Annotated in this window: 18 protein-coding genes and 1 riboswitch; of the genes, 11 read left to right on the forward strand and 7 right to left on the reverse strand. The window is 71.8% G+C overall.

Translation table 11 applies throughout. The annotated features are described in order from the left end of the window. Nucleotides 1-59 precede the first annotated feature (59 nt). A complete protein-coding gene (locus ACRX5W_RS27695) occupies nt 60-587 on the reverse strand; it encodes a ferritin-like domain-containing protein (protein WP_436791070.1) in 528 nt (175 codons plus the stop codon). Between the two features lie 179 nt (nt 588-766). Between ACRX5W_RS27695 and ACRX5W_RS27700 the strand changes: the two genes are divergently transcribed. Then, complete coding sequence (locus ACRX5W_RS27700; protein ID WP_436791071.1) at nt 767-1,216, forward strand: SRPBCC family protein; 450 nt, start codon at nt 767-769, stop codon at nt 1,214-1,216. A 281-nt stretch (nt 1,217-1,497) separates the two neighbouring features. Here ACRX5W_RS27700 and ACRX5W_RS27705 read toward each other — a convergent pair whose 3' ends face one another. Further along, a complete protein-coding gene (locus ACRX5W_RS27705; RefSeq protein WP_436791072.1) occupies nt 1,498-3,396 on the reverse strand; it encodes a transketolase in 1,899 nt (632 codons plus the stop codon). Between the two features lie 571 nt (nt 3,397-3,967). Beyond that, nucleotides 3,968-4,732 carry a crotonase/enoyl-CoA hydratase family protein gene (locus ACRX5W_RS27710; protein ID WP_436791073.1) on the reverse strand — a complete coding sequence of 255 codons (765 nt, stop codon included), beginning with the start codon at nt 4,730-4,732 and terminating at the stop codon, nt 3,968-3,970. Nucleotides 4,733-5,444: 712 nt separating this feature from the next. On the opposite strand from ACRX5W_RS27710, the gene ACRX5W_RS27715 reads away from it, so the two are divergent. From ACRX5W_RS27715 to ACRX5W_RS27730, 4 genes are all read left to right on the forward strand, one after another. Beyond that, a complete protein-coding gene (locus tag ACRX5W_RS27715) occupies nt 5,445-6,224 on the forward strand; it encodes an alpha/beta fold hydrolase (protein ID WP_436791074.1) in 780 nt (259 codons plus the stop codon). A 73-nt stretch (nt 6,225-6,297) separates the two neighbouring features. Further along, nucleotides 6,298-7,839, forward strand: coding sequence for a phytoene desaturase family protein (locus ACRX5W_RS27720; protein ID WP_436791075.1), 1,542 nt, complete (start codon nt 6,298-6,300; stop codon nt 7,837-7,839). A gap of 44 nt (nt 7,840-7,883) precedes the next feature. Then, complete coding sequence (locus ACRX5W_RS27725; RefSeq protein ID WP_436791153.1) at nt 7,884-8,375, forward strand: gluconokinase; 492 nt, start codon at nt 7,884-7,886, stop codon at nt 8,373-8,375. A gap of 292 nt (nt 8,376-8,667) precedes the next feature. Then, the gene (locus ACRX5W_RS27730; RefSeq protein WP_436791076.1) at nt 8,668-9,825 is read left to right on the forward strand and encodes a hypothetical protein; all 1,158 of its coding nucleotides are present in this window, start codon (nt 8,668-8,670) and stop codon (nt 9,823-9,825) included. 12 nt (nt 9,826-9,837) lie between these two features. Here ACRX5W_RS27730 and ACRX5W_RS27735 read toward each other — a convergent pair whose 3' ends face one another. Next, on the reverse strand, nt 9,838-10,206 hold the full coding sequence (locus tag ACRX5W_RS27735) for a hypothetical protein (protein WP_436791077.1): 369 nt from the start codon (nt 10,204-10,206) through the stop codon (nt 9,838-9,840). Between the two features lie 629 nt (nt 10,207-10,835). Further along, a riboswitch (cyclic di-AMP (ydaO/yuaA leader) is annotated at nt 10,836-11,028 on the forward strand. A gap of 5 nt (nt 11,029-11,033) precedes the next feature. Between ACRX5W_RS27735 and ACRX5W_RS27740 the strand changes: the two genes are divergently transcribed. Further along, nucleotides 11,034-11,870, forward strand: a complete 837-nt coding sequence (locus ACRX5W_RS27740) for an NlpC/P60 family protein (RefSeq protein WP_436791078.1) — start codon at nt 11,034-11,036, stop codon at nt 11,868-11,870. Between the two features lie 238 nt (nt 11,871-12,108). After that, complete coding sequence (locus tag ACRX5W_RS27745; RefSeq protein WP_436791079.1) at nt 12,109-12,450, forward strand: DUF3040 domain-containing protein; 342 nt, start codon at nt 12,109-12,111, stop codon at nt 12,448-12,450. A gap of 136 nt (nt 12,451-12,586) precedes the next feature. Here ACRX5W_RS27745 and ACRX5W_RS27750 read toward each other — a convergent pair whose 3' ends face one another. Then, nucleotides 12,587-13,414, reverse strand: coding sequence for a UbiA family prenyltransferase (locus ACRX5W_RS27750; protein WP_436791080.1), 828 nt, complete (start codon nt 13,412-13,414; stop codon nt 12,587-12,589). A 218-nt stretch (nt 13,415-13,632) separates the two neighbouring features. Between ACRX5W_RS27750 and ACRX5W_RS27755 the strand changes: the two genes are divergently transcribed. The 4 genes from ACRX5W_RS27755 to ACRX5W_RS27770 all read left to right on the forward strand — a co-directional run bounded on the left by ACRX5W_RS27755 (nt 13,633) and on the right by ACRX5W_RS27770 (nt 17,957). Then, nucleotides 13,633-14,724: a type III polyketide synthase gene (locus ACRX5W_RS27755; RefSeq protein ID WP_436791081.1), complete on the forward strand. Its 1,092-nt coding sequence runs from the start codon at nt 13,633-13,635 to the stop codon at nt 14,722-14,724. 42 nt (nt 14,725-14,766) lie between these two features. After that, a complete protein-coding gene (locus ACRX5W_RS27760; RefSeq protein WP_436791082.1) occupies nt 14,767-15,288 on the forward strand; it encodes an isoprenylcysteine carboxyl methyltransferase family protein in 522 nt (173 codons plus the stop codon). Then, a complete protein-coding gene (locus ACRX5W_RS27765; RefSeq protein ID WP_436791083.1) occupies nt 15,285-16,352 on the forward strand; it encodes an NAD(P)/FAD-dependent oxidoreductase in 1,068 nt (355 codons plus the stop codon). The genes ACRX5W_RS27760 and ACRX5W_RS27765 overlap by 4 nt, the downstream gene beginning before the upstream one ends. A gap of 102 nt (nt 16,353-16,454) precedes the next feature. Beyond that, complete coding sequence (locus ACRX5W_RS27770; protein WP_436791084.1) at nt 16,455-17,957, forward strand: MFS transporter; 1,503 nt, start codon at nt 16,455-16,457, stop codon at nt 17,955-17,957. On the opposite strand, the gene ACRX5W_RS27775 is transcribed toward ACRX5W_RS27770, so the two are convergent. Together ACRX5W_RS27775 and recQ are read right to left on the reverse strand one after the other, a co-directional pair. Next, a complete protein-coding gene (locus ACRX5W_RS27775) occupies nt 17,914-19,377 on the reverse strand; it encodes a dihydrolipoyl dehydrogenase family protein (protein ID WP_436791085.1) in 1,464 nt (487 codons plus the stop codon). The genes ACRX5W_RS27770 and ACRX5W_RS27775 overlap by 44 nt on opposite strands. Nucleotides 19,378-19,826: 449 nt before the next feature. Then, on the reverse strand, nt 19,827-21,776 hold the full coding sequence (recQ, locus tag ACRX5W_RS27780) for a DNA helicase RecQ (RefSeq protein ID WP_436791086.1): 1,950 nt from the start codon (nt 21,774-21,776) through the stop codon (nt 19,827-19,829). Nucleotides 21,777-22,296: the final 520 nt, after the last annotated feature.

Genomic DNA, 22,296 nt, shown 5'->3' on the forward strand with positions numbered 1-22,296 from the left:
CCCGGCGGGATATCCCGCCGGGCCCCCGGCCGTTCAGTGCGTCATGCAGAACTTTCGGTTCAGCTCTTTTCCAGCAGATTGAGCATGTCGTCGGCGTGCTCCTCCTCGACGGACAGAATGTCCTCGAAGACCCGCCGGGTCGTCGGGTCGCCGGTGCCGAGCCAATTGATGATCTCGGTGTACGACTGGATCGCGATGCGCTCCGCGACCAGGTTTTCCCGGATCATCTCCGTCAGGTCGGACGAGGTCTCGTACTGCGAGTGGGCCCGGGTGGCAAGCGTCGTCGGGTCGTAATCGGGCTTCCCGCCGAGTTGGGCGATCCGCGCCGCGAGTTTGTCGGCGTGCTCCTGTTCCTCGTTGGAGTGCACGAGGAATTCGTTGGCGACGGTCTCGCCGTCCAGACCTTTCGCTGCGAAATGGTGTTGCCGATAGCGCAGAGTGCACACGACCTCGGTGGCCAGCGCGACATTGAGGACATCGATGACGCGGTCCACATCGGCGCCGTACGCCTCGGTCACCGGGCCCTTGTTCAACTCGCGCCGGGCCTTCGCACGCAGTTCCTCGACGTCAGTGAGGAATTCGGCCATGGATTTCCACCTCGCTGGTTTTCCCGCGGTCCGGTCGACCGCGTCGGTGAGTGGTTTCGCCCGGTCACCGCTACCCCGGACGGCCGACTCGAACCGCCTGATTGACCGCGATCCTCCGGGGCAGCGTGCTGGAGGACCGGGCCCGAAAGGGCATCCGCACGTCCGGAGGAAGACAGCCGATGACGAAGATCGAACAGTCGGTCGATGTGGCCGTTCCGGTACGCGCCGCCTACGACCAATGGACGCAGTTCGCCGACTTCCCGCGCTTCATGGCGGGTGTCGAACGCGTCGACCAGATCGACGATACGCATACGCACTGGGTCACCAAAATCTCCGGCGTCGCGCGTGAGTTCGACGCCGAGATCACCGAGCAGATCCCTGACGAGCGCATCGCCTGGCGGGCCAGGACCGGCCCCGAACAGGGCGGTGTGGTGACGTTCCACCGCCTGGACCCGACGCACACCCGGGTCATGCTCCAGCTCGAACACGACCCCGAGGGGCTCGCCGAGAACGTAGGCGACAAACTCGGCTTCATCTCGCGCAAGGTGCGCGGCGACCTCGACCGGTTCCGCGAATTCATCGAGACACGCGACGGCACGCCGACCGGGAAGTGGCGCGGCGAAGTCTGAGGAATCCGCCGCGCCAACCTGCTCCGCCGCGCCAACCTGCGGGGCAGGTGGGGGAAGCGGATGCTGCGAAGGGGCGTACGGCGATCAGCCGTACGCCCCTTCGGCGTTTCTTCACGCCCGCCGCGTCGGCAGCCGCTGCCGAGCCCACCCGTCTGTGCTGCCGCTGTGCCGGTCCGCGCCCAGTCTGCCCGGCTCCGACATGCCCGGCTGTGGGCATTCCGCAGCTGGGCAGACCGGGGCGTGTTTCTCGTCCTTGTTTCCGTCCTGCCCGGGGGCCGGCTCTACGCGCCTTCGCCCAGCGTCCCCAATACCGCCGCTTCGATGGCCTTCGCATCGATGCGTGCGGCCCGGAGCTGCGCCTCGGGGGACGCCGAGGCCGGCATATGGCGGACCGCGAGGCGGACCAGACGCGGCATGGGCCGGGCCGGTGCCGCCGGGTCGACGTCCGCGAAGGCCTCGGCGACCGCGTCGCCCAGTCCGCCTTCGGGATGGTGGTCCTCGACGCTGATCAGGCAGCCGGTCACCTCGGCCGCTTCGCGCAGCGCATCGGCGTCGACGGGTTTGACCGAGTACAAGTCGAGGACGCGTACCGGAATGCCCCGATCCGCCAGTGCGTCGGCGGCGGTGACGGCCTCGTGCACGGTGATTCCGGCGGCGACGACCGTGGCCCGGTCGTCGGAGCCGCCGCGCAGCAGCTTGCTGCCGCCGACGGGGAACTGCTCATCGGGGCCATAGATCACCGGCGTCGCGCCGCGCGTGGTGCGCAGGTAGCGGATGCCGGAGCCGGCGGCCAGCGCGCCGACGAGCTTCGCGGTCTGGTTCGCGTCGCAGGGGTACAGCACCGTGCTGCCGTGCAGCGCCCGGAACATCGCCAGGTCTTCCAGCCCCATCTGCGACGGCCCGTCCTGTCCGATCGACGTGCCTGCGTGCGAACCCACCACGCACAGGTCGGCGCGCCCGATCGTGGCCATGCGCAGGAAGTCGTGTGCACGCGTCAGGAACGCGGCGAAAGTCGACGCGAAGGGCACCCAGCCGCGCGTCTGCAACGCGACCGCGGACGCGATGAGCTGCTGTTCGGCGATGTAGCACTCCAGGAACCGCTCAGGATGCCGGTCGGCGAAGGCTTGCAGCCCCGTGGAGTCCCCGACCTCGCCGTCCAGGGCGACGATGTCGCCGCGTGCGGTGCCGAGTGCCGCGAGTGCTTCGCCGAACGCCTTGCGGGTCGCCAGCGAGCCGCCGACCTCGAACGTCGGGGCCGCGGCGTCCGCGTGGCTCGTACGCCGGGGCGGCGCCGCGTCGATCGGCGGTCGCGGGTGGGCGCCGACGCGGTCCTGCGGTTCGCCGCCCAGCGCGGCGATCGCCAGGTCGGCGTGCGGCACCGGCTTGCCGTGCGCGCCTTCGCGGTTCTCGACCTCCGGGACGCCCTTGCCCTTGAGCGTGCGCGCGATGATGACGGTCGGCCGGCCGTTCGTGTCCATCGCGTCGGCGTACGCGTCGTCGATCGCGGCCGTGTCGTGCCCGTCGACGGTCCGCGTGTGCCAGCCGAAGGCGTTGAAGCGGGTCGCGTACGCGTCGAGGTCCCAGCCGTGCCGTGTGGGCCCGCGCTGTCCGAGCCTGTTGACGTCCACGATCAGGGTCAGGTTGTCGAGCCGGTGGTACCCGGCGAATTCGGCGGCCTCCCAAACCGAGCCCTCGGCGGTCTCGCCGTCGCCGCTGAGCACCCACACGCGTGCGGGCCCGTCTTCGAGGCGACGCGTGGTCCAGGCGAGCCCGGCGCCGAGCGGCAGGCCCTGGCCGAGCGAGCCGGTCGCGAAGTCGACCCACGGGAGCCGCGGCGTCGGGTGTCCTTCCAGGCGGCTGCCGGCCTGGCGGAACGTCATCAGCTCTTCGTCGGTGACGGCACCGACCGCGCGGTACATCGCGTACAGCAGCGGGGTGGCGTGGCCCTTGGAGAAGATCAGGTGGTCGTTGCCGGGACGCCCGGGATTGTCGAAGTCGTAGCGCAGGTACCGGCCGAGCAGCACCGCCATGAGGTCCGCCGCGGACAGAGACGAAGTTGGGTGACCGGAACCGGCGGCGTCCGCCGCGCGGACGGAGTCGACGCGCAGCTCGCGGGCGAGTTCACCCAGTTCGCGCGGCCCGGCCAGGAGGGCGGCACCCGGGGAGGATCGGTCGGACATGGAGGTCCCCTTGATCGTCGTCGCGACAGGCTCCCAACGCGGCTGCCCTGGTGGTCCCGGACGAAACGGCTGCCCTTCCGGCGACGCGGACGGCCTTCCGGCGAGACGTGAGAACCGGGCGATCGGGTCCGCCCCTCCGTTCGCGGCCGGGACTCTTGTGCTTGCCGGGCGTGCGGCAGCAAGCGAACAGCCGTGTGTGCGGGTGTGGCGACCGCGGCGGGACGGACGTCGCACACGCGCCGCCGCCGAGTGCCGTGTCGATGCCGCGACATGCGGAGTCACCGGCGAACACACGTGGCGAAGGCAACCGCCGACACGATCGGTCGGCGCACCCGACCGGTGGTGCCTCAATCGTCACGTCGGAGTTTCGGCGCCGGTGAAGCTGCGGCAACAGCCCTGTCCACGTGCGCAGTTCGTCTCGCTCGGCGGCGGATTGCAGGCGCTGTACCGAAGTTCATGACGGGTGTCGGCGACACGACCGGGCGGACCATCCGGAGACCGGTCCGGAGCGGCGGAGGGCACACGTTCTGTGAGCCCGTCGCAGTCTGTGCTCGGGCCGGTTCGTGCCGCGCTACTCCCCGCGCCAGACGGGCGAGCGCTTTTCGGAGAACGCGGTGGCACCTTCCCGTGCGTCGGCTGAGGAGTTGACGGCGTCCACGACGGCCTTTTGACGGGACCAGGCCTCCTCGGCGGGCCACGAGGGTGCGTTGACGATGATCTCCTTGGTGGCGGCCAGGGCGAGAGGGGCGTTGGCGGCGATACGGGCGGCGAGCCGGCGGGCTTCGGCGAGCGCTTCACCCGGGGCGGTGAGGTGGTTGACGAGGCCGTGGCGGTGGGCGTCGGGGGCGGACAGGAAGTCACCGGTCAGGGCGAGTTCCATCGCCACCTGATACGGGATGCGCTGCGGCATGCGCATCAGGCCGCCGGAGCCCGCCGTCAGGCCGCGCCGCACCTCGGGCAGGCCGAACCGCGCGTCGTCCGCCGCGACGACCAGATCGCAGGAGAGGACGATTTCGCAGCCGCCCGCGAGTGCGAAGCCCTCGACGGCGGCGATGATCGGCTTGCGCGGCGGCAGGGCAGCGATTCCGGCGAAGCCGCGTCTCGGATGGATGGGGTTTTCGCCGGCGACGAAGGCCTTGAGGTCCATTCCGGACGAGAAGGTCCCGGCGGCGCCGGTGACGATTGCCACGCCGAGGTCCTTGCGTGCCTCGAACTCGTCCAGGGCCGCGGCCATCCCGTCGCTGACCGCACGGTTGACCGCGTTGCGGACCGACGGGCGGTTGAGAGTGATCAGCGTGACGCCGTCGGCGTGTTCGACCAGTACCTCGTCGGGCATACGAATTCTCCTCGGAAGGCAGCCAAGTGACGGTGCGTCAGCTCGCAGGGCGCGGCCTGGGCAATCCTCGGCTCGGGTCGGACGCGCGTCCGCAGCCGTGGCGATATTGGCTTTCGTCAAGTTATGGCGCCGTCACGGCCGTGACAAGATCGGCGAAGTGTGGCCTCCCACAGAGAAGTTCGCGAGCTGGAGGCGCTCACGGTGTCGACGGCCACGCGTACCGGCGCAGACGGGCGGCGACCACTGATACAGGTACTGCGCCATGAGCGGGAAGGCCGCGGCCCAACAGAAGGCGACCGCCGGGGACGCATTGTCTGGTCGGGACCAAGCGGCGCGAGCTTTTCGTAGGTCCGGAACAGCCGCGCATTGGATGACCCGACCAGGGCGACCGCCGCCTTGCGGCGCTTCCCGCACCGGACGGCGCTTGCGGCGCGCGGGGCGGACACGGTCGACTACGTCGGTCGCGTCGACTGAACCGAACGAACCGTCGTGTCAGCCGCAGGAGTTCGCGGGCAAAGCAAATTGGGCTACCTGATTCCGCGGATTGTCCAGGCGCGCCGGGATGGGAGTCGGCCGAAATCGGTCCCGGTTCGCCGATGAGTTCGCCGGGGACACGCGGTCTGTATTCGGTGGGAGTCGCGCCGAGGCGCTCGCCCACACACCCACCGACAGACTCAGCCACACGCTCAGCCACACACGAGGAGGACCGAGGATGGGCAAGGCCATCTCGCAGGACGGCACGGTGATCGCGTTCGACCGGCAGGGCGCCGGCGATCCGGTGGTCCTCGTCGGCGGTGCTTTGTGCGACCGCGGAATCCACCGCGAACTCGCGGATTTCCTCGCACCGCACTTCACCGTCGTCAACTACGACCGCCGGGGGCGCGGCGAAAGCGGCGACACTCCGCCCTACGCCGTCGAACGCGAGATCGAGGACATCGCGGCGCTGATCGGCGCCGCGGGCGGACGGGCGGCGGTGTACGGCATCTCCTCCGGCGGGGCGCTCGCCCTCCGCGCCGCGGCGGCCGGGCTGCCCGTCACCAAGGTGATCGCGTACGACCCGCCTTACGTCGTGTCCGAGGACGCCCGCGCCGCGCAGTCCGCGCAGGGCGCCGCGGTACCCGAACTCATCCGGCAGGGCCGCGCCGAAGAGGCGCTGGAACGCTTCCTGGCCTCGACCGGCATCCCGGCCGAGGCCGTCACCGCCATGCGCGGCACCCCCGCGTGGGCCGGGCTCGTCGCCGTCGCACCCACGCTGGCCCACGACTTCGCGATCATGGGCGACAGCCGGGTGCCGACCGAACACCTCGCCGCCATCACCGCGCCGACCCTGCTCGTCGACGGGGCCCTGAGCCCGCCCTTCATGCGCGACGCCGTCCGCACGACCGCGCTCGCCGTCGACGGCGCCCGCCACGTCACGCTGCCCGGCCAGGGCCACGACGTGTCCGCCGACGCGCTGGGCCCGATCCTGATCGAATTCCTCGCCGAGCCGTAGCATCGCCCGGGGTACGGGGGCAACGCCCCCGGCCCCATCCGGAACACTTGGCAAACGCATGCAGGAGACGCACATGGCCCGTGTCCGCGGCGACTTCGACGCCGTGATCGTCGGCGGCGGACACAACGGACTGGTCGCCGCCGCCTACCTCGCGCGCGCCGGACGCTCGGTGGTCGTGCTGGAGAGCAGGCCCGAGGTCGGCGGTGCGGCGGTGTCCAGCCGTCCGTTCGCCGGCGTCGACGTGCGGCTGTCCCGCTACTCGTACCTCGTCAGTCTGTTCCCCCGGCGCATCATCGACGACCTGCGGCTCCCGATCGAGCTGCGTCGGCGCCGCGTCGGCTCGTACACACCGCGCGGCGACACCGGATTCCTCGTCGACGCTCTGGACCCGGCCCGCACGCGCGACGAACTGACCCGGTTCGCCGGTAGCGCCGAAGCCGACGCCTGGGCGCGCTGGGGAGCCATGACCGGCCGCCTCGCCGTGCGCGTCTTCCCCACTCTCACCGAACCCCTGCGTACGAAAAAGGAGTTCCGCCGCATCGTCGACGACAACCACGCCTGGAACGCATTGTTCGCATCCCCGCTGTCCGCGGCGCTGGAGGCCGAGTTCGCCGACGACACGGTACGGGGCGTCGTCGCCACCGACGCGTTGATCGGCACATTCGCGCCCACCGACGACCCGGAACTACGCCCGAACCGCTGCTTCCTCTACCACGTCATCGGCGGCGGCACCGGGGACTGGGACGTCCCGGTCGGCGGCATGGGGGCGGTGACCCGGGCGCTCGCCGACGCCGCCCGCGCCGCCGGCGCCGAACTGCGCACCCGCGCGACGGCCACCGCGATCACCTCCGACGGAGAGGTGACGTACACGACCGAGGACGACGAACTCCGCGTCACCGGAAGGCACATCCTCGCGGCTGTCGCACCCGCCACGCTGCGCCGCCTCCTCGGCGAGGCCCCCGACGCCCCGCCGCCCGAGGGCGCCCAGCTCAAGGTCAACATGGTCCTCGCCCGCCTGCCCCGGCTTCGCGACCCGCGCGCCGACCCGCGCGAGGCCTTCGCCGGCACCCTCCACGTCAACGAGGGGTACGACCAACTCGCCGCCGCATACCGGGAAGCCGCGTCCGGCCGAATCCCCGCTCCGCCGCCCGGCGAGATCTACTGCCACACGCTCACCGACCCCACGATCCTCGGCCGCGCGGAGCGCGAGCGGGGCATCCACACCCTCACACTCTTTGGACTCCACATGCCCGCAAGGCTGTTCGCCGCCGACAACGACACCGCCCGCGCGCAGGCCCTGCGCGCCACCCTCGACTCGCTGGACGCGGTCCTGGCCGAACCCGTGGAGGACTGCCTGCTGCGCGACGCCGACGGCCGCCCCTGTGTCGAGGCCCGTACGCCGGTCGACCTCGACCGCGAACTCGGGCTTCCCGCCGGGCACATCTTCCACCGCGACCTCGCCTGGCCGTACGCCGAACACGACCACGACGCCGGCGCATGGGGTGTGGAAACCGCCCACGAACGCATCCTGCTCTGCGGAGCCGGCGCCCGGCGCGGCGGCGGGGTGAGCGGCATCCCCGGCCACAACGCCGCGATGGCGGTGCTCGGTTTTTGAACGCGGCCGACACTTTCGCCGAACGGCCGCCGCACATCGTCGTGATGGGTGTATCCGGCACCGGAAAGACCACCGTGGCGGCCGAGTTGGCGGCACGATGCGGCGCCGACCTCGGCGAGGGTGACGACTTCCACCCCGAGGCCAACATCGCCAAGATGCGCAGCGGGCAGCCGTTGGACGACACCGACCGGCAGCCCTGGCTCGACGCGCTGGGGGAGTGGCTGCGCAGGCGGTACGAAGCGAACGCCGGTGCGGTGGTGACATGTTCGGCGTTGAAGCGCGCGTACCGCGACCGGCTGCGCCGGGACTGCCCCGACGCGTTCTTCGTGCACCTGGACGGCCCGCGCGACCTGATCGCGCAGCGCCTCGACGGCCGCCGGGGGCACTTCTTCGACCCGGCCCTCCTCGACTCGCAACTTGCCGCGCTGGAGCCCTTGGGCCCCGACGAGGCGGGCGTCGTGGTCGACATCGGCGACGACCCGGCGGAGATCGCCCGCGCGGCCGAACGCGCGTGGCGGCGCTTCGCGGAGGAGTGACGGAGCGAAGACGTCGTTGGCCTGTCCACCGCAGACTCGCCGTTTGCGGGCCAGGCGCGGTGTGGGCGTTCGGCGATGCGGGGCGGCCGATTCGGCAGGTCCGCGGGGTGGCGCCGCGCCGTCTGCGCCCCACACGCGAGGGACATCCCGCTGTCCCCCCATACGCGCGTTCCGACATACTGCTTCGCGGACTCGGCACCGGGCGCGGCGCGCATCGCGGTGCCCATCCGTGTCATCCGCGGGGCCGTCGTGCTCTCGCGACGCAGGCAACGGTGAGACAAGGACGAATCTCTTGAGCCATGTGCCCCCGCCCTGGCAGCCTGCCCCGCCACCCCAGCAAACCGGTCAATTCCCTCACCAGCCGAGTGGATTCCCGCCATACGGGGGCGGACCGGCCGCCGGGGGTGGACAGTTCGTCCCCGCTCCGCCGCGACCTCCGCGCGCGCCGCTGTTCTGGCGCTTCGTCCAGGTCATCAATCCGTCGAGTGCCGCCAAGGCCGCGCTGAAGGCGCAGAACCGGTTGGCGCCGCCCGACCCGCGCATCGAACACGTCCGGCTCATCAGGACGTTGCTCGGCATGGGCGTCGTGGCGTGGGTCGCGCTGAAGTACGACTCCGTCGAGGCGGAGAAGATCTTCAGCGAAGCCATCATGCACGTGACCATCTCGGTGGTCGTCGCCGTCGTGGCCGTACCGCTGACCGCGCTCATCCTCGTGCTCCTGACCGAGCCGGCGAAACGCCGGGAAACGCGCCGGAGCATGCGTTACCCGATGAAGTCGATGGGTGCGTTCATCGGCGCCGGCGCGGTGCTGACCACGCTGGCGCTGGTCGGGGTCGTGGAAATGCGGCCGGGCGGCGCGTTGATGGTGCTGGTCGTGCTGGGGTGGATCGCACTCATCTGGTGCGGCTTCTTCGCGATCACCGCTTTCTTCATGGTCCCGCGCCACCTGTTCGCCGCCGCCGACGGGCACTTGCTCATGCCGTGCCTCCTCGCCCCGACCCTGTCGTGGGCCGTCGCGGCGGTCGACCTCGCGGCGCCCGGCCACAACCGCGTGCCCGCCGTCGTCGCGGCCATCGTGACGCTGGGCGCACCCGTGACCATCACCGCGATGTCGGTCTGGGAGGCCAAGCGGGTGCGCCTGCTGTACGGCGTGACCTTCCGCAGCGGGTCGCAGCCCACGCGGCTCCCGCCAACCGCCGCCGCCACCGCCGGCGCGTCATGGGTTCCGCCGCAGGTCGCCAACGCGTCGACCGCGCTCGGCGGCAACCTCGGCGGGCACACCATGGGGGGCGGCCAACCGGGTTACGTCGCCCGGCCGTTCCCGCATACCGTCCACGTCATCGGGGTGCTGTTGAGCTGCGGCATGTGGACGGTGGGATACCTGATCTCGTACGCCGTGTGGAAGAAGCGCCAGGCTGCGGCCGTCCCCGCGCCCGGTGGCTGGGTCTGATCGGGCCACGGTTCACGGGCCGAGTCCGGCCCCGGCCCACAAACGGGTGAACTGGTCGAACGCCAGGACGAGGAACCCGCCGGCCGCGCCGACGAACGTCGTGAACAGCCACGCGAACGCCCAGCCGTTGTCGGCCCGCTCCGGTTCGGAAGCACGCAACCCCGGGAGCGCGAGCGCCAGTCCGACGACCCCGGCGGCCACCGCCAGCACCAGGCCGAACAGGGCGCAGGGGAACGGGCCGGCGCCGCCACTCGGCAGGCCGTACCACATCAGGGTGAGCGCGCCGATGTTCACGGCCCAGAGCAGCGCGAGCGCGACGCAGCGGGCGCGGGTGGCGGACCGGTCGGCGAAGTCGGCCACCGCGCGGAGGAGCGAGGTCACCGAACGACGGGATGACGTTTCTGGTTCGTCCCGCGAGTCGCCGACCGGATCGGCTGACGCCGGCGCGGAATTCGCCGGCTCCGGGGACTTCGCGACCGAGCGTTGGGATCGGGACACCGGGCCTCCCCGCCAGCGTTGGATGAGCAAGTGCCGTGGCCGGAAAAGTTCCCCGTCTCGCGAACGCGCGAGGTAGTGACGGTCCTCCCGCCGATCGCGCCTCGGGCGACGAGAGGAAGGGCCGTCAGGGCCCAGTGCGACGAAAACCGGCGAATTGTCCGGGTTGCGGCATGACTTCGACGGTAGGCGCGCCGAGAGCGCCGGGCAGCCGGGGAAGGCCGTTCGAGTGAACGGACAATCCATCTGGTTGCGTAAATGCGGACAAGATTGGACGTGTAATGATTCGCCCGGCGGGCGGGTCATGAGCAATTCAGATCTTTTTCGGTCACCGATCCGTCACGGTCACTCTGCGGCATATCCGCATGTCATCCCGGGGTGTCCGAAGCATCCCCGCAGGTGAGACCAGGCCGAACGCCGCCTTTACGCACCTGTGATGCACGGCCGGCGAGTTGTGGACGACAAGGCGATTTGTCTAGCGTCACCCCCGGTTTCGCCGACCACGGCGAAATGCGCCGACCGGAACGCCGAATCCCGTCCCCGGTCCCGGCGCGCGCGAGAGCACTTCCGGACGGGAGCGGGGGAACCAGGTGGTACGCCGTACCCGACACGTCGGGTCCGGCTCGGGGTGAAGCCGTGCGCTCGCGCGGCCGGGCCGTCTCCGGTCCGAATCCGACAGCTCACCTCGCAGGCGGCAGGAGAGGAACGACTTCATGCTGTCTGCCCACAGCGTCCGCCGCCTGGTGGCCGCCGCCGGCATCGCCGGCCTCGGCACGGCCTTCACCGCCACCGCCACCCACGCCGCTCCGGCCATGGCCCAGCCGGAGGCCGCGACCACCGCTGCGGCCCCCACGGACCCCGCCGCCGAGACGGGCGCCGACACCGGATCCGCCGCCACCTCCACCGCCGCGACACACACCGTCGTGTCAGGTGACACCCTCTGGAGGATCGCCGACGCGAACGGGGTCGCCGGCAGCTGGCAGGCCCTGTACGACCTGAACCGCGACCAGCTCACCAAAGGCCCGGACTGGCTCGACATCGGCCGGATCCTGAAGCTGACCGGCACCGCACCGGCCGAGACCGGCAGTTCGTCGCAGACGGCCACCCGGACGGCCGCGACCACCGAGACGTCCGAGACGACCGCCCCGACCACGCAGTCCACCGCCGGTTCGACGGCGACGCAGGTTGCCGCCCCCGCGGCCGGCAAGGCCGCCGCCGCGATCGCGTTCGCGAAGGCCCAGCTCGGCAAGCCGTACGTCTACGGGGCCGAAGGGCCCGACGCGTACGACTGCTCCGGCCTCGTCCAGGCGGCGTGGAAGGCCGCGGGCGTGTCGATCCCGCGCGTCACCACCGACCAGTACGCGGCCGGCGACAAGGTCGCGATATCCGACCTTCAGCCCGGCGACCTGGTGTTCTACTACTCCGGCATCAGCCACGTCGGCATGTACCTGGGCGACGGCCAGATCATCCACGCCCCGAACTCGCGTTCGGTCGTGAAGATCGTTCCCGTCGACTCGATGCCCATCGCGGGCGCCACCCGCCCCGCCTGATCCCCGCGCCGCCCGACGGCCCCACGGACCGGCCCCGCGCGGACGGCGGACCACGTTCTCAGCCGTGTCTCCACCGCCCGCGCGGGTGCCGCCGGACGACCATGCACGCGGGTATGACCAGGCAGAACGACCGGTATGCCCGTCCCTTCCGCGCGCACACGGCCAACGAATAACTCCACATCACCCGGGCAGCGTAATGACAGTTCCGTCACCATGTCCCCGTCCGGAGGTGGCGACCATGCCCGGCGGCCCCGCGCTCAGCCGTCGTGAGCGGCAGCAGCTGCATGCCATCGAACTCGAATTGCAGCGCGACGCCGTACTCGACCGGCAACTGCGCACCATGAATCTCGTCAGTCCGCCCAGCGGCCGAGCACCGGCCGGCAGATTCCGTCGGCAAGTGCGCGTCTACAGCCTGATCGTCCTGTGCCCGCTGTCCCTCGTCATGCTCGCCGCGACGCTCAGCGGCGGCCCGGTGTCGATCGCCGTCGCCGCGGCAGTCGTATGGGCCGCAACGCTGGTGATCGCGGGCGACTGGCTCTGGGCCTGGTGGCATTCCACACGCCGCCAGGAGCCCGGCTAACGGGCGATATCCCGGCGGCGTCCGCCGGGAAGCCACCACGGTGATGCCACGACGCGGCACCCACAGGCCGACGTGTGCCTGTTCCGGCCGGTGACCCGTCCGTACGCCGGGGCCCGCGCACCGAGACATCCACCGGTCAGGCCAACTGGCCCGCATGCGCCACCAACAGCGCCACCGCGAGTGCCGCGACCAGGACCGCCGCCCGGAACGGGGCCGCCGAACGCCCCGCCGGCGCCGCCGCGCCCACCGCCGCCACCAGCGACGCGACCATGAGGACGAACCACGCCAACGGACCCGGGGCGCCCGCAGGTCCGAACGCCAGGACCGCGACCGCCGAGCCCAGCACGACAGCGGCGATCCGCCGCGACCAGCGATCCCCGAGGCGGTGCGGCAGGCCGCGCACGCCGGTCGCGAGGTCGGCGGCGAGGTCCGGCAGCACGTTCAGCAGATGCGCGCCCACCCCGAGCAGCGCCGCGCCGGCGACCGCCCACCACGCCGGCCACGGCGCCCCCGGCAGACCCAGCGTCACGAAGGCGGGCAGCGACGCGAAACCCACCGCGTACGGCAGCGGAGACACCGCCGTGCGCTTGAGGCCCAGGTCGTACGCCCACCCGCCGAGCAGCACACCTGCCATGTGGACGGCGGCGGCCTCCCAGCCGCTCAGCAGCGACAGTGCCACGCACGCCACGAGCGCCACCGCCGCCGCGACGCCCACCACCCGCGCCGGCAACTCGCCCGTGGCCGCCGGTTTGTCGGTACGCCCCACCTCCGCATCGCGCCGCGCATCGGCCGCGTCGTTGCACCAGCCCACCGACAACTGACCCGCCAGCACCGCCGCCCCCACCCCCGCGGAACCGGCCGCGCCACGACCCGCGGCGACCGCGACGACGGTCACGAACACCGTCACCGCGACCGTCGGCAGAGGATGGCAGGCCCGCCCCAAGGCCCCGACCCATCGGCGCACATCGTCCTCCCTCGTTCGCCCGAACACCCGACCCGCCTGACGCAACCTCCGCCGCGACGCGCGTCGGACCGACGCAGGCGGGTAGTCGCCCACCGCCGCAGAGCCCGAACCGGGGCGGCGCCGCGATCATCCGCCGAGCGCCGCCGGGACGGCACGGGCGCTGCGACCCGGGCAGGAACACGAACCCAGGGCGACAACGCGACGAGAGGCAACGTCCGATGCGCAGCTCGTACCGACACCAGGCCACCGGCACGATCGCCGCAGTCCAGACCGCGTTACCCCCGCACCGCTACCACCAGCACGAGATCACCGAACACCTGCGCCGACACTGCCTGCCGCCCCGCGCCGACCCCGCACTGCTGCGCCGCATCCACGAAGCCGCCCGGGTCCAGACCCGCCACCTCGCCCTGCCGATCGACCGGTACGCGGACCTCCACGACTTCGACCGAGCCAACGACGCCTGGATCGACGTCGCGCAAGACCTCGGCGAGGAAGCACTTACCGGGGCACTCAAACAGGCCGGACTGGCCCCCGACGACGTCGACCTCATCGCCTGCACCTCCGTCACCGGCCTCGCCGTGCCCTCGCTCGACGCCCGGCTCGCGGTGCGCCTCGGCATGCGCCCGGACGTCAAGCGGCTCCCGCTGTTCGGCCTCGGCTGCGTCGCCGGCGCCGCCGGCCTCGCGCGCGTCCACGACCACCTGCGCGGCAACCCCGGCGACGTCGCGGTGCTGCTCGCCGTCGAACTGTGCTCCCTGACGCTGCAACGCGACGACGCGTCGCCCGCCAACCTCGTCGCGGGGGCGCTGTTCGGCGACGGCGCCGCAGCGGTCGTCGCCCTCGGCGCCGAGCACGTCGCCGGCACGACCGCCGACGGACCGCGCATCGTCGACTCGCGGGCCGCGCTGTATCCCGGCACCGAGCACGTCATGGGCTGGGACATCGGCGCGCGGGGCTTCTCCGTCGTGCTCAGCCCCGACGTCCCGGCTGTCGTCCGGGGGCACCTGCGGGAGGGGGTCACAAAGTTCCTCGGCGACCACGGCCTCACACCGGACGACATCGCCACGTGGGTCTGCCACCCGGGCGGCCCGAAGGTTCTGGACGCCGTCGCCGAAACACTGCAACTCCCGGACGGCGCGCTCGACGTCACGTGGCGGTCACTGGGCACTGTCGGCAACCTGTCGTCCGCGTCCGTGCTGCACGTCCTCCAGGAGACCCGCGACGCACACCGGCCGCCGCCCGACTCGTGGGGGCTCCTCCTCGCGCTGGGCCCCGGCTTCTGCTCCGAACTGGTGCTGCTGCGCTGGTAGTTCGCGTCCCAACTCACCCCCTTCCTACGAGAAGAGCCGCCCGTGAACTGGTACTACCTCCTGATCGCCGCCGTCGCCGCCGAGCGTGTCGCCGAACTCGCCGTCGCCCGACGCAACTCCGCATGGACCCTCGTCCGCGGCGGAGTCGAGTACGGCCGCGAGCACTACCCGTGGATGGTCGCCCTGCACACCGGCCTCCTCGTCGGCTGCATCCTCGAACCCGGCGTCACCGCAAGCCCGTTCATCCCCGCCCTCGGATGGACCGCAGTCGTCTTGGTCGCCGCGTCGCAGGCCCTGCGCTGGTGGTGCATCCGCAGCCTCGGCCCCTACTGGAACACGCGCGTCATCGTCGTCCCCGGTGTGCCGCCCGTCCGCCGCGGGCCCTACCGCTTTCCCCGGCTCCGCCACCCGAACTACGTCGCCGTCGCCGTCGAAGGTGCCGCGCTCCCGCTGGTCCACGGCGCCTGGCTGACCGCCCTCATCTTCACCTGCGCGAACGCGGCCCTGATGTCGGTGCGAATCCCCTGCGAGGACACCGCACTTCGCCAACCGGCCACGGCATGAAGGCAGTTCACGACGTCGACATCCTCGTGGCCGGCGGCGGACCGGCCGGACTCGCCGCCGCCCTGCACGCCGCGCGCGCCGGATTCTCCGTCGCGGTCGCCGAACCGCGCCCCACTCCCGTCGACAAGGCCTGCGGCGAAGGCCTCATGCCCGGCGGTGTCCGCGCCCTGCACGCGCTCGGCGTCCACCCGCCGGGCCTCCCGTTCGCCGGAATCCGCTACGTGCAAGGCCGGCACACCGCCGACGCCCGCTTCCGCTCCGGGACCGGACTCGCCATCCGCCGCACCGACCTCCACCACGCGCTCGCCGACGCGGCGGCGAAAGCCGGAGTGCCGATCCTGCCGCTCAAGGTTACCCGTGTGGACCAAGACCCCTCGGGCGTCACGGCGTACGCCACCCCCCAGGCCGCGCAGGTCCGCGAACTCCTTCGCGCACGCTGGCTCGTCGCCGCCGACGGGCTGCACTCACCGCTGCGCCGCGCCCTCGGCCTCGACGCGCCGACCGGCGCACCGGCGCGCTACGGACTCCGCCGCCACTACGCGGTCGCGCCCGCTTCGGAGTTCGTCGAAGTGCACTGGAGCGCCCGGGCGGAGGCGTACCTCACGCCGCTGGCCCCCGACCTGGTCGGCGTCGCCCTCCTCACCTGCGAACGCGCCCCCTACCACCGGCAGCTCGCGGCGTTCCCCGCCCTCGCGGCCCGCCTCGCCGACGCCGAGCCGGTCACCGAGGTGCGCGGTGCCGGGCCGCTCCGCCAGGCCGCGACCCGCCGCAGACTCGGGCGCGTACTCCTCGCGGGTGACGCCGCCGGCTACGTCGACGCCGTCACCGGGGAGGGTGTCGCGCTCGCCCTCGCCGGCGCGGAAGCGCTCGTCTCCTGCCTGGTTCGCGGCCGCCCCGAGGCGTACGACGCGGCCTGGCTCCGCCTGACCCGCCGCTACCGCCTGCTCACCGGGGCACTGCTGGGTGCCCGCCGCCACCCCGCGACGGCCCGCCGCATCGTGCCCGCCGCCGCACGCTTCCCGCGCGTCTTCACGGCAGCGGTCGACGCTGTCGCGCGTACGTGACGACGTTTCCCCGCCGGGCGCGCGGGGCAGCGCGCACACCGGCGCCGGAACCAGGCACGCGCACGGGTCCCTCCCTGGCCTGGCGGCGAACGGAGGAACAGCGTGTCGACAACCGTGGAGAAGACAACCGTCACCACCCAGGTCCCCGCCCGCCTGGACCGCCTGCCCTGGTCGGGTTGGCACAACAGGATCCTCATCGGCCTCGGCGCCGTGTGGATCCTCGACGGACTCGAAGTCACCGTCGTGGGCAACATCGCCGGCCGGCTGTCCGAGCCCGGCAGCGGACTCGACATCACCTCCGCCCAGGTCACCGGCCCGGCTGCCGCGCTCTACGTCGCGGGCGCGTGCACCGGAGCCCTGGTGTTCGCGTGGCTCACCGACAAGTTCGGCCGCAAGAAGCTGTTCATGGTCACCCTCGCGGTCTACCTGGCCGGCACCGCGCTGACTGCGCTGTCGACCGAAGCGTGGATGTTCTTCGTCTTCCGGTTCATCACCGGGCTCGGCATCGGCGGTGAGTACGCCGCGATCAACTCGGCTATCGACGAACTCATGCCCGCCCGCTACCGGGGCCGCGTCGACCTGGGCGTCAACGGCACCTTCTGGCTCGGCGCCGCGGGCGGTGCCCTGTTGTCCGTCCTCATGCTCAACACCGCGATCTTCCCCGCCGACGTCGGCTGGCGGCTCACCTTCGCGCTCGGCGCGTTCCTCGGCTTCGTGATCCTGCTCGTCCGCCGCCACGTCCCCGAATCACCGCGCTGGCTGTGCATGCACGGCCGCGCCGAGGAAGCCGAAGAACTCGTCGACGACGCCGAGGCCCAGATCCGCGAGCACGCCCACAAATCGACCGGCAAGCCCCTCGAACTCGCCGAACCGCAAGGCGAACTCACCATCGACGCGCGCAAGGCCCCCGGCCTCGGCACGATCGCACGGACCGTCGTACGCGACTACCCCAAGCGCACGGTCCTCGGCCTCTCGCTCTTCATCGGGCAGGCGTTCCTCTACAACGCCATCACCTTCGGATTCGGCTCCATCCTCGAAACGTTCTACGACGTGCCGAACGGCCACACCGGCTACTACTTCGCGGTCATCGCGATCGGAAACCTGCTCGGCCCACTCGCGCTCGGGCACCTGTTCGACACCATCGGCCGGCGCGTGATGATCAGCACGACGTACATCGGCAGCGGCCTCGCGCTGTTCGTCACCGCATGGCTGTTCGGCCAAGGGCACCTCAACGAGGTGACGCTGACCGCGTGCTGGTGCGTCGTCCTGTTCATCGCCTCGACCGGCGCGAGCAGCGCGTACCTGACCGTCTCCGAAATCTTCCCGATGGAGGCCCGCGCCTCCGCGATCGCGCTGTTCTACGCGGTGGGCACCGCCGCCGGCGGCATCACCGGGCCGCTGGTCTTCTCCGATCTGACCGAGACCGGCGTCGTCGCCGACACCGTGCTCGCCTTCTGCATCGGCGCGTCGCTGATGACCGCCGCCGGTATCGTCGCGGCGTTCCTTGCGGTACGCGCGGAACGCCGCTCCCTTGAGGACATCGCCTCGCCGCTCCAGTCGGTCAACCGCGATACGCCTCCAGAAGCCGCAACCACACTTCGCTGATCGTCGGATACGCCGGAACCGCGTGCCACAGTCGGGCCACCGGGACCTGGCCGACCACCGCGACGGTCGCCGAGTGCACGAGTTCGCCGACGCCGGGGCCGACGAACGTGACGCCGACGAGGATGCCGCGGTCCTCGTCGACCACCATGCGCGCCCGGCCCTGGTAGTCGTCGGCGTACAGGCCCGCGCCCGCAACCGCGCCGAGGTCGTGGTCGACGACGCGGATGCGCAGGCCCGCCTCCTCCGCCTGCCGCGCCGACAAGCCGACCGCGCCGACCTCGGGATCGGTGAACACCACCTGCGGCACGGCCGCGGAGTCCGCCGTGGCGGCGTGCGCACCCCACGCGGACATGTCGGCCGTACCGCCCGCCGCGCGCGTGGCGATCGCCGAACCCGCGATCCTCGCCTGGTACTTCGCCTGATGCGTGACGAGCGCACGGTGGTTCGCGTCGCCGACCGCGTACAGCCACCCTTCGCCGACATCGGTGACCCGGCAGCTCTCGTCCACCTTGAGCCACGTGCCCGACCGCAGCCCGACGGTCTCCAGGCCGATGTCGTCGGTACGCGGCGCCCGCCCGGTCGCGAACAGCACCTCGTCCGCCACCACCGAACCGCCGTCGTCCAGGCCGACCGTGACCGGCGCGTCGGGCCCGGGCCGCTCCACCGACGCGGCGGACACCCCGATGCGCACGTCAACGCCCGCGCGGGCGAGCGACTCGGCGACCAACTCCCCGGCGAACGGCTCGTATTGGGGCAGCAGGCCGGAACCGCGCACCAACAGGGTCACCCGGGACCCCAACGCCTGCCACGCCGTCGCCATCTCGACGCCGACCACACCTCCGCCGACGATCGCCAGGCGCTCGGGGACCTGTTTCGCAGAGGTGGCCTCGCGGCTGGTCCACGGGCCGATCGCGTCCGCGCCGGGCAGGTTCGGCACCAGCGCCCGGCTTCCGGTCGCGACGACGACCGCGTGCCGGGCGGCCAGCCGCAGCGGCGCGGCACCCGACCGCTCGACGGTGACGCGGCGCGGACCGTCGAGGCGGCCGCGCCCGCGCACGAGTTCGGCGCCGATGGCCGCGACCCAGTGGACCTGCCCGCTGTCGTCCCAGTTGCCGACCGTTTCGTCGCGGCGGGCCAGCGTCGCCGCGGCGTCGAGGGAACCGGCGACCGCCTGCGTCGCCCCCGCCACCCGGCGGGCGTCGGCCAGCGCCTGCACCGGGCGCAGCAGCGCCTTGCTCGGCATGCACGCCCAGTACGAGCATTCGCCGCCGACCAGTTCGCTTTCGACGACCGCACACGACAGGCCTCCGGCACGGACCCGGTCCGCGACGTTCTCACCGGCCGGCCCGGCGCCGAGCACGATCACGTCGTACGTCGTGTCCGCTGCCTCGGTGACGTCCGCTTGCACGCCCGAACCCATCATTTCCTCCTGAGATACCGCAAATCGGATCATCGCGACGATACGGGAACGTCGTGGGCGCTGCCGGTTTGGCGCGATGCGGCCGATCCGAACAGCGGCGAGCGGCCCACACGTGGGTCTCACCCGACAGGCGGGACGGAAACCGGGGGATGCCGCATCGTTCGGCTGCGGGGTTCTGTGCGCCAACACTCTTTGCCAACCGAGGAGTTGAGGCGAACGTTTCGGGGGTGCGCCGGCGGTTGCCGGGTGACGGTGTGTCGGAGAGGTCCGCGGCTTTGCGGCGACGCCAGGTGGCGTGGTCGCCGGAGCGGCACGGGAGGGGTCCGGTGCGTGGCATCGCAGGGCCGCGGAACGGGAGCCTGCGTCATCGGCTCGCGTCATGTACCCGCGCCACCGCGATGCCGCCCCGACCAGCCGTAACGCGTTGACCCGGCCGGAGTTGTCGCCGGTCATTCGTCGTATATCGGGGGCTCGCCGTCGTCGGGGACGTCGGCGTCCGTCGGCATGTCGTCGAATGCCGCGTCGTCCGGTTCCGGCGCGCGTCCGGCCGCGAACTCCGCGAGTTCGTCAAGGATTTGCTGCCCGTATTTGGCGAGTTTGTTCTCGCCGACGCCGCCGACACCCGCGAGCTCCGCGAGGGTCTTGGGGGCCGTCGCCGTGATCTCCCTCAGCGTCGCGTCGTGGAAGATCACGTACGCGGGCACCCCCTGCTCGCGGGCCGTCGCCGCCCGCCACGCGCGCAGGCGCTCGAACACAGGCAGGGCCTCGTCGGGCAGGTCGGCGGGTGCGGCCTTGGCACCGCCCTTGGCGGCCCCGGCCTTCGCGGTCGCCTTGGGCGCGCGCTGGGCGCGTTCGGGTTCGCGTCGCAGCATGACCTCGCGGCGGCGTCCCAACACGTCGCCGCTCGCCTCGGTGAGCACGAGGGTCCCGTAGTCGCCCTCGACCGACAGCAGGCCCTGCGCGAGCAGTTGCCGGACGACGCTGCGCCACCCGTTGTCGTCGAGCTCCTGGCCCACGCCGAAAACGGTGAGCGTGTCGTGGTCGAACTGGATCACCTTCGCGGTCTTCTTGCCGCGCAGGATGTCGATCACCTGCCCCGCACCGAACTTCTGCCGCCGCTCGCGCGCGAGCCGGAACACGGTCGACAGCAGCTTCTGGGCGGCGATTGTGCCGTCCCAGGCCGCCGGAGGGTCCAGGCACGTGTCGCAGTTGCCGCACGGGCCGGACTTCTCCCCGAAGTAGGCGAGCAACTGCACCCGGCGGCACTCGACGGTCTCGCACAGCGCCAGCATCGCGTCGACGTGCGCGCTCTGCCGGCGCCGGTGCGCGGCGTCGCCCTCGGAGTCGTCGATCATCTTGCGCAACTGCACGACGTCCTGGAGCCCGTAGGCCAGCCATGCGGTCGACGGCAGCCCGTCGCGTCCGGCCCGGCCGGTCTCCTGGTAGTAGCCCTCGACGGACTTCGGCAGGTCGAGATGCGCCACGAACCGTACGTCGGGCTTGTCGATGCCCATCCCGAACGCGATCGTCGCGACCATCACCACGCCGTCCTCGCGCAGGAACCGCGCCTGGTTCTCGGCGCGCGTGCGGCCGTCGAGCCCGGCGTGGTACGGCAGCGCGGTGACGCCGCTCTGCACCAGGAAGGCGGCGGTCTTGTCCACCGACGCGCGCGACAGGCAGTAGACGATTCCGGCGTCGCCGGGGTGCTCCTCGCGGATCAGGCGCAGGAGCTGCCGCCTGGGCTCCTGCTTCGGCTCGATGCGGTACTGGATGTTCGGGCGGTCGAAGCTCGCGACGAAGTGCCGCGCGCCTTCGAGGTTCAGGCGCGATGCGATCTCGGCGTGCGTGGCCGGAGTCGCGGTCGCGGTGAGGGCGACGCGCGGCACCTTCGGCCAGCGTTCGTGCAGGTCGGACAGGGCCAGGTAGTCGGGGCGGAAATCGTGGCCCCATTGCGCGACGCAGTGCGCCTCGTCGATTGCGAAGAGCGAGACGGTGCCGCGGTCCAAAAGCCGCTGCGTCGCTTCCAGGCGCAGTCGCTCGGGGGCGAGATAGAGCAGGTCCAAGTCACCTGCCAGGAAAGACTGTTCGACGACCTGGCGTTCGTGGGGGAGCTGTGTCGAGTTGAGGAACCCGGCGCGTACGCCCAGTGCCGTCAGGGCGTCGACCTGGTCCTGCATCAGTGCGATGAGCGGGGAGATGACGACGCCGACGCCCTCGCGGACCAGTGCGGGGACCTGGTAGCACAGCGACTTGCCGCCGCCGGTCGGCATGAGCACGAGGGCGTCGCCGCCCGCGACGACGTGGTCGATCACCGCGTGCTGGTCGCCGCGGAAGGAGTCGTAGCCGAAAACGCGGCGCAGGGTCTCGTGCGCGGCGTCGGCGTCGTCGAGCGTACTCATTCGGGAAGTCTAAGGAGGCGGTCCGCCAATCGGGTGGGGGCGATGCGCTGCCCTGTCCGTTACCAACCGATTCGTGGCATCACGCTCTCGGCGAATTCGCAAAGGGGTTCGAGGTGTTCAAGTGGCCTGTGGGACCCGGCGCTACGTCTGGCGGCACTTCGGGACGAGGGGAGCGGGGCGATGTCGGGCGAGCGCAACGAGGGCCGGAGCGGCGAGGGCGACGGGGGGCAGGGAAGCGTACCGGCTGCCCGACGGCGACGAGGAGATCGGGAGCGGGCCGCGCAGTGCTGGGTGTACGGAGGGGTCGCGCGGGTCTGAGGCGCGCGGCGGGGGCCCTTTCTCCAGGGCGGCACCGTGTCCGCCGATTGTTCGCGCGGTCGCCTCACGGACGATGCCTGAAGTCCGTTTTGTCAGTGGTTGTTCCGCTGGTTCCCGGGCGTGGCGCATGGCTGCCCGGGGCTGTGGTTAGGCTTGCCTAACAAGCGGTCGAGGCGGTAATCCCGTCGGGTCCCCGCCCACG

It is taken from the genome of Yinghuangia sp. YIM S10712 (assembly GCF_051388935.1).
In the GTDB taxonomy this organism is placed as follows: domain Bacteria; phylum Actinomycetota; class Actinomycetes; order Streptomycetales; family Streptomycetaceae; genus Yinghuangia.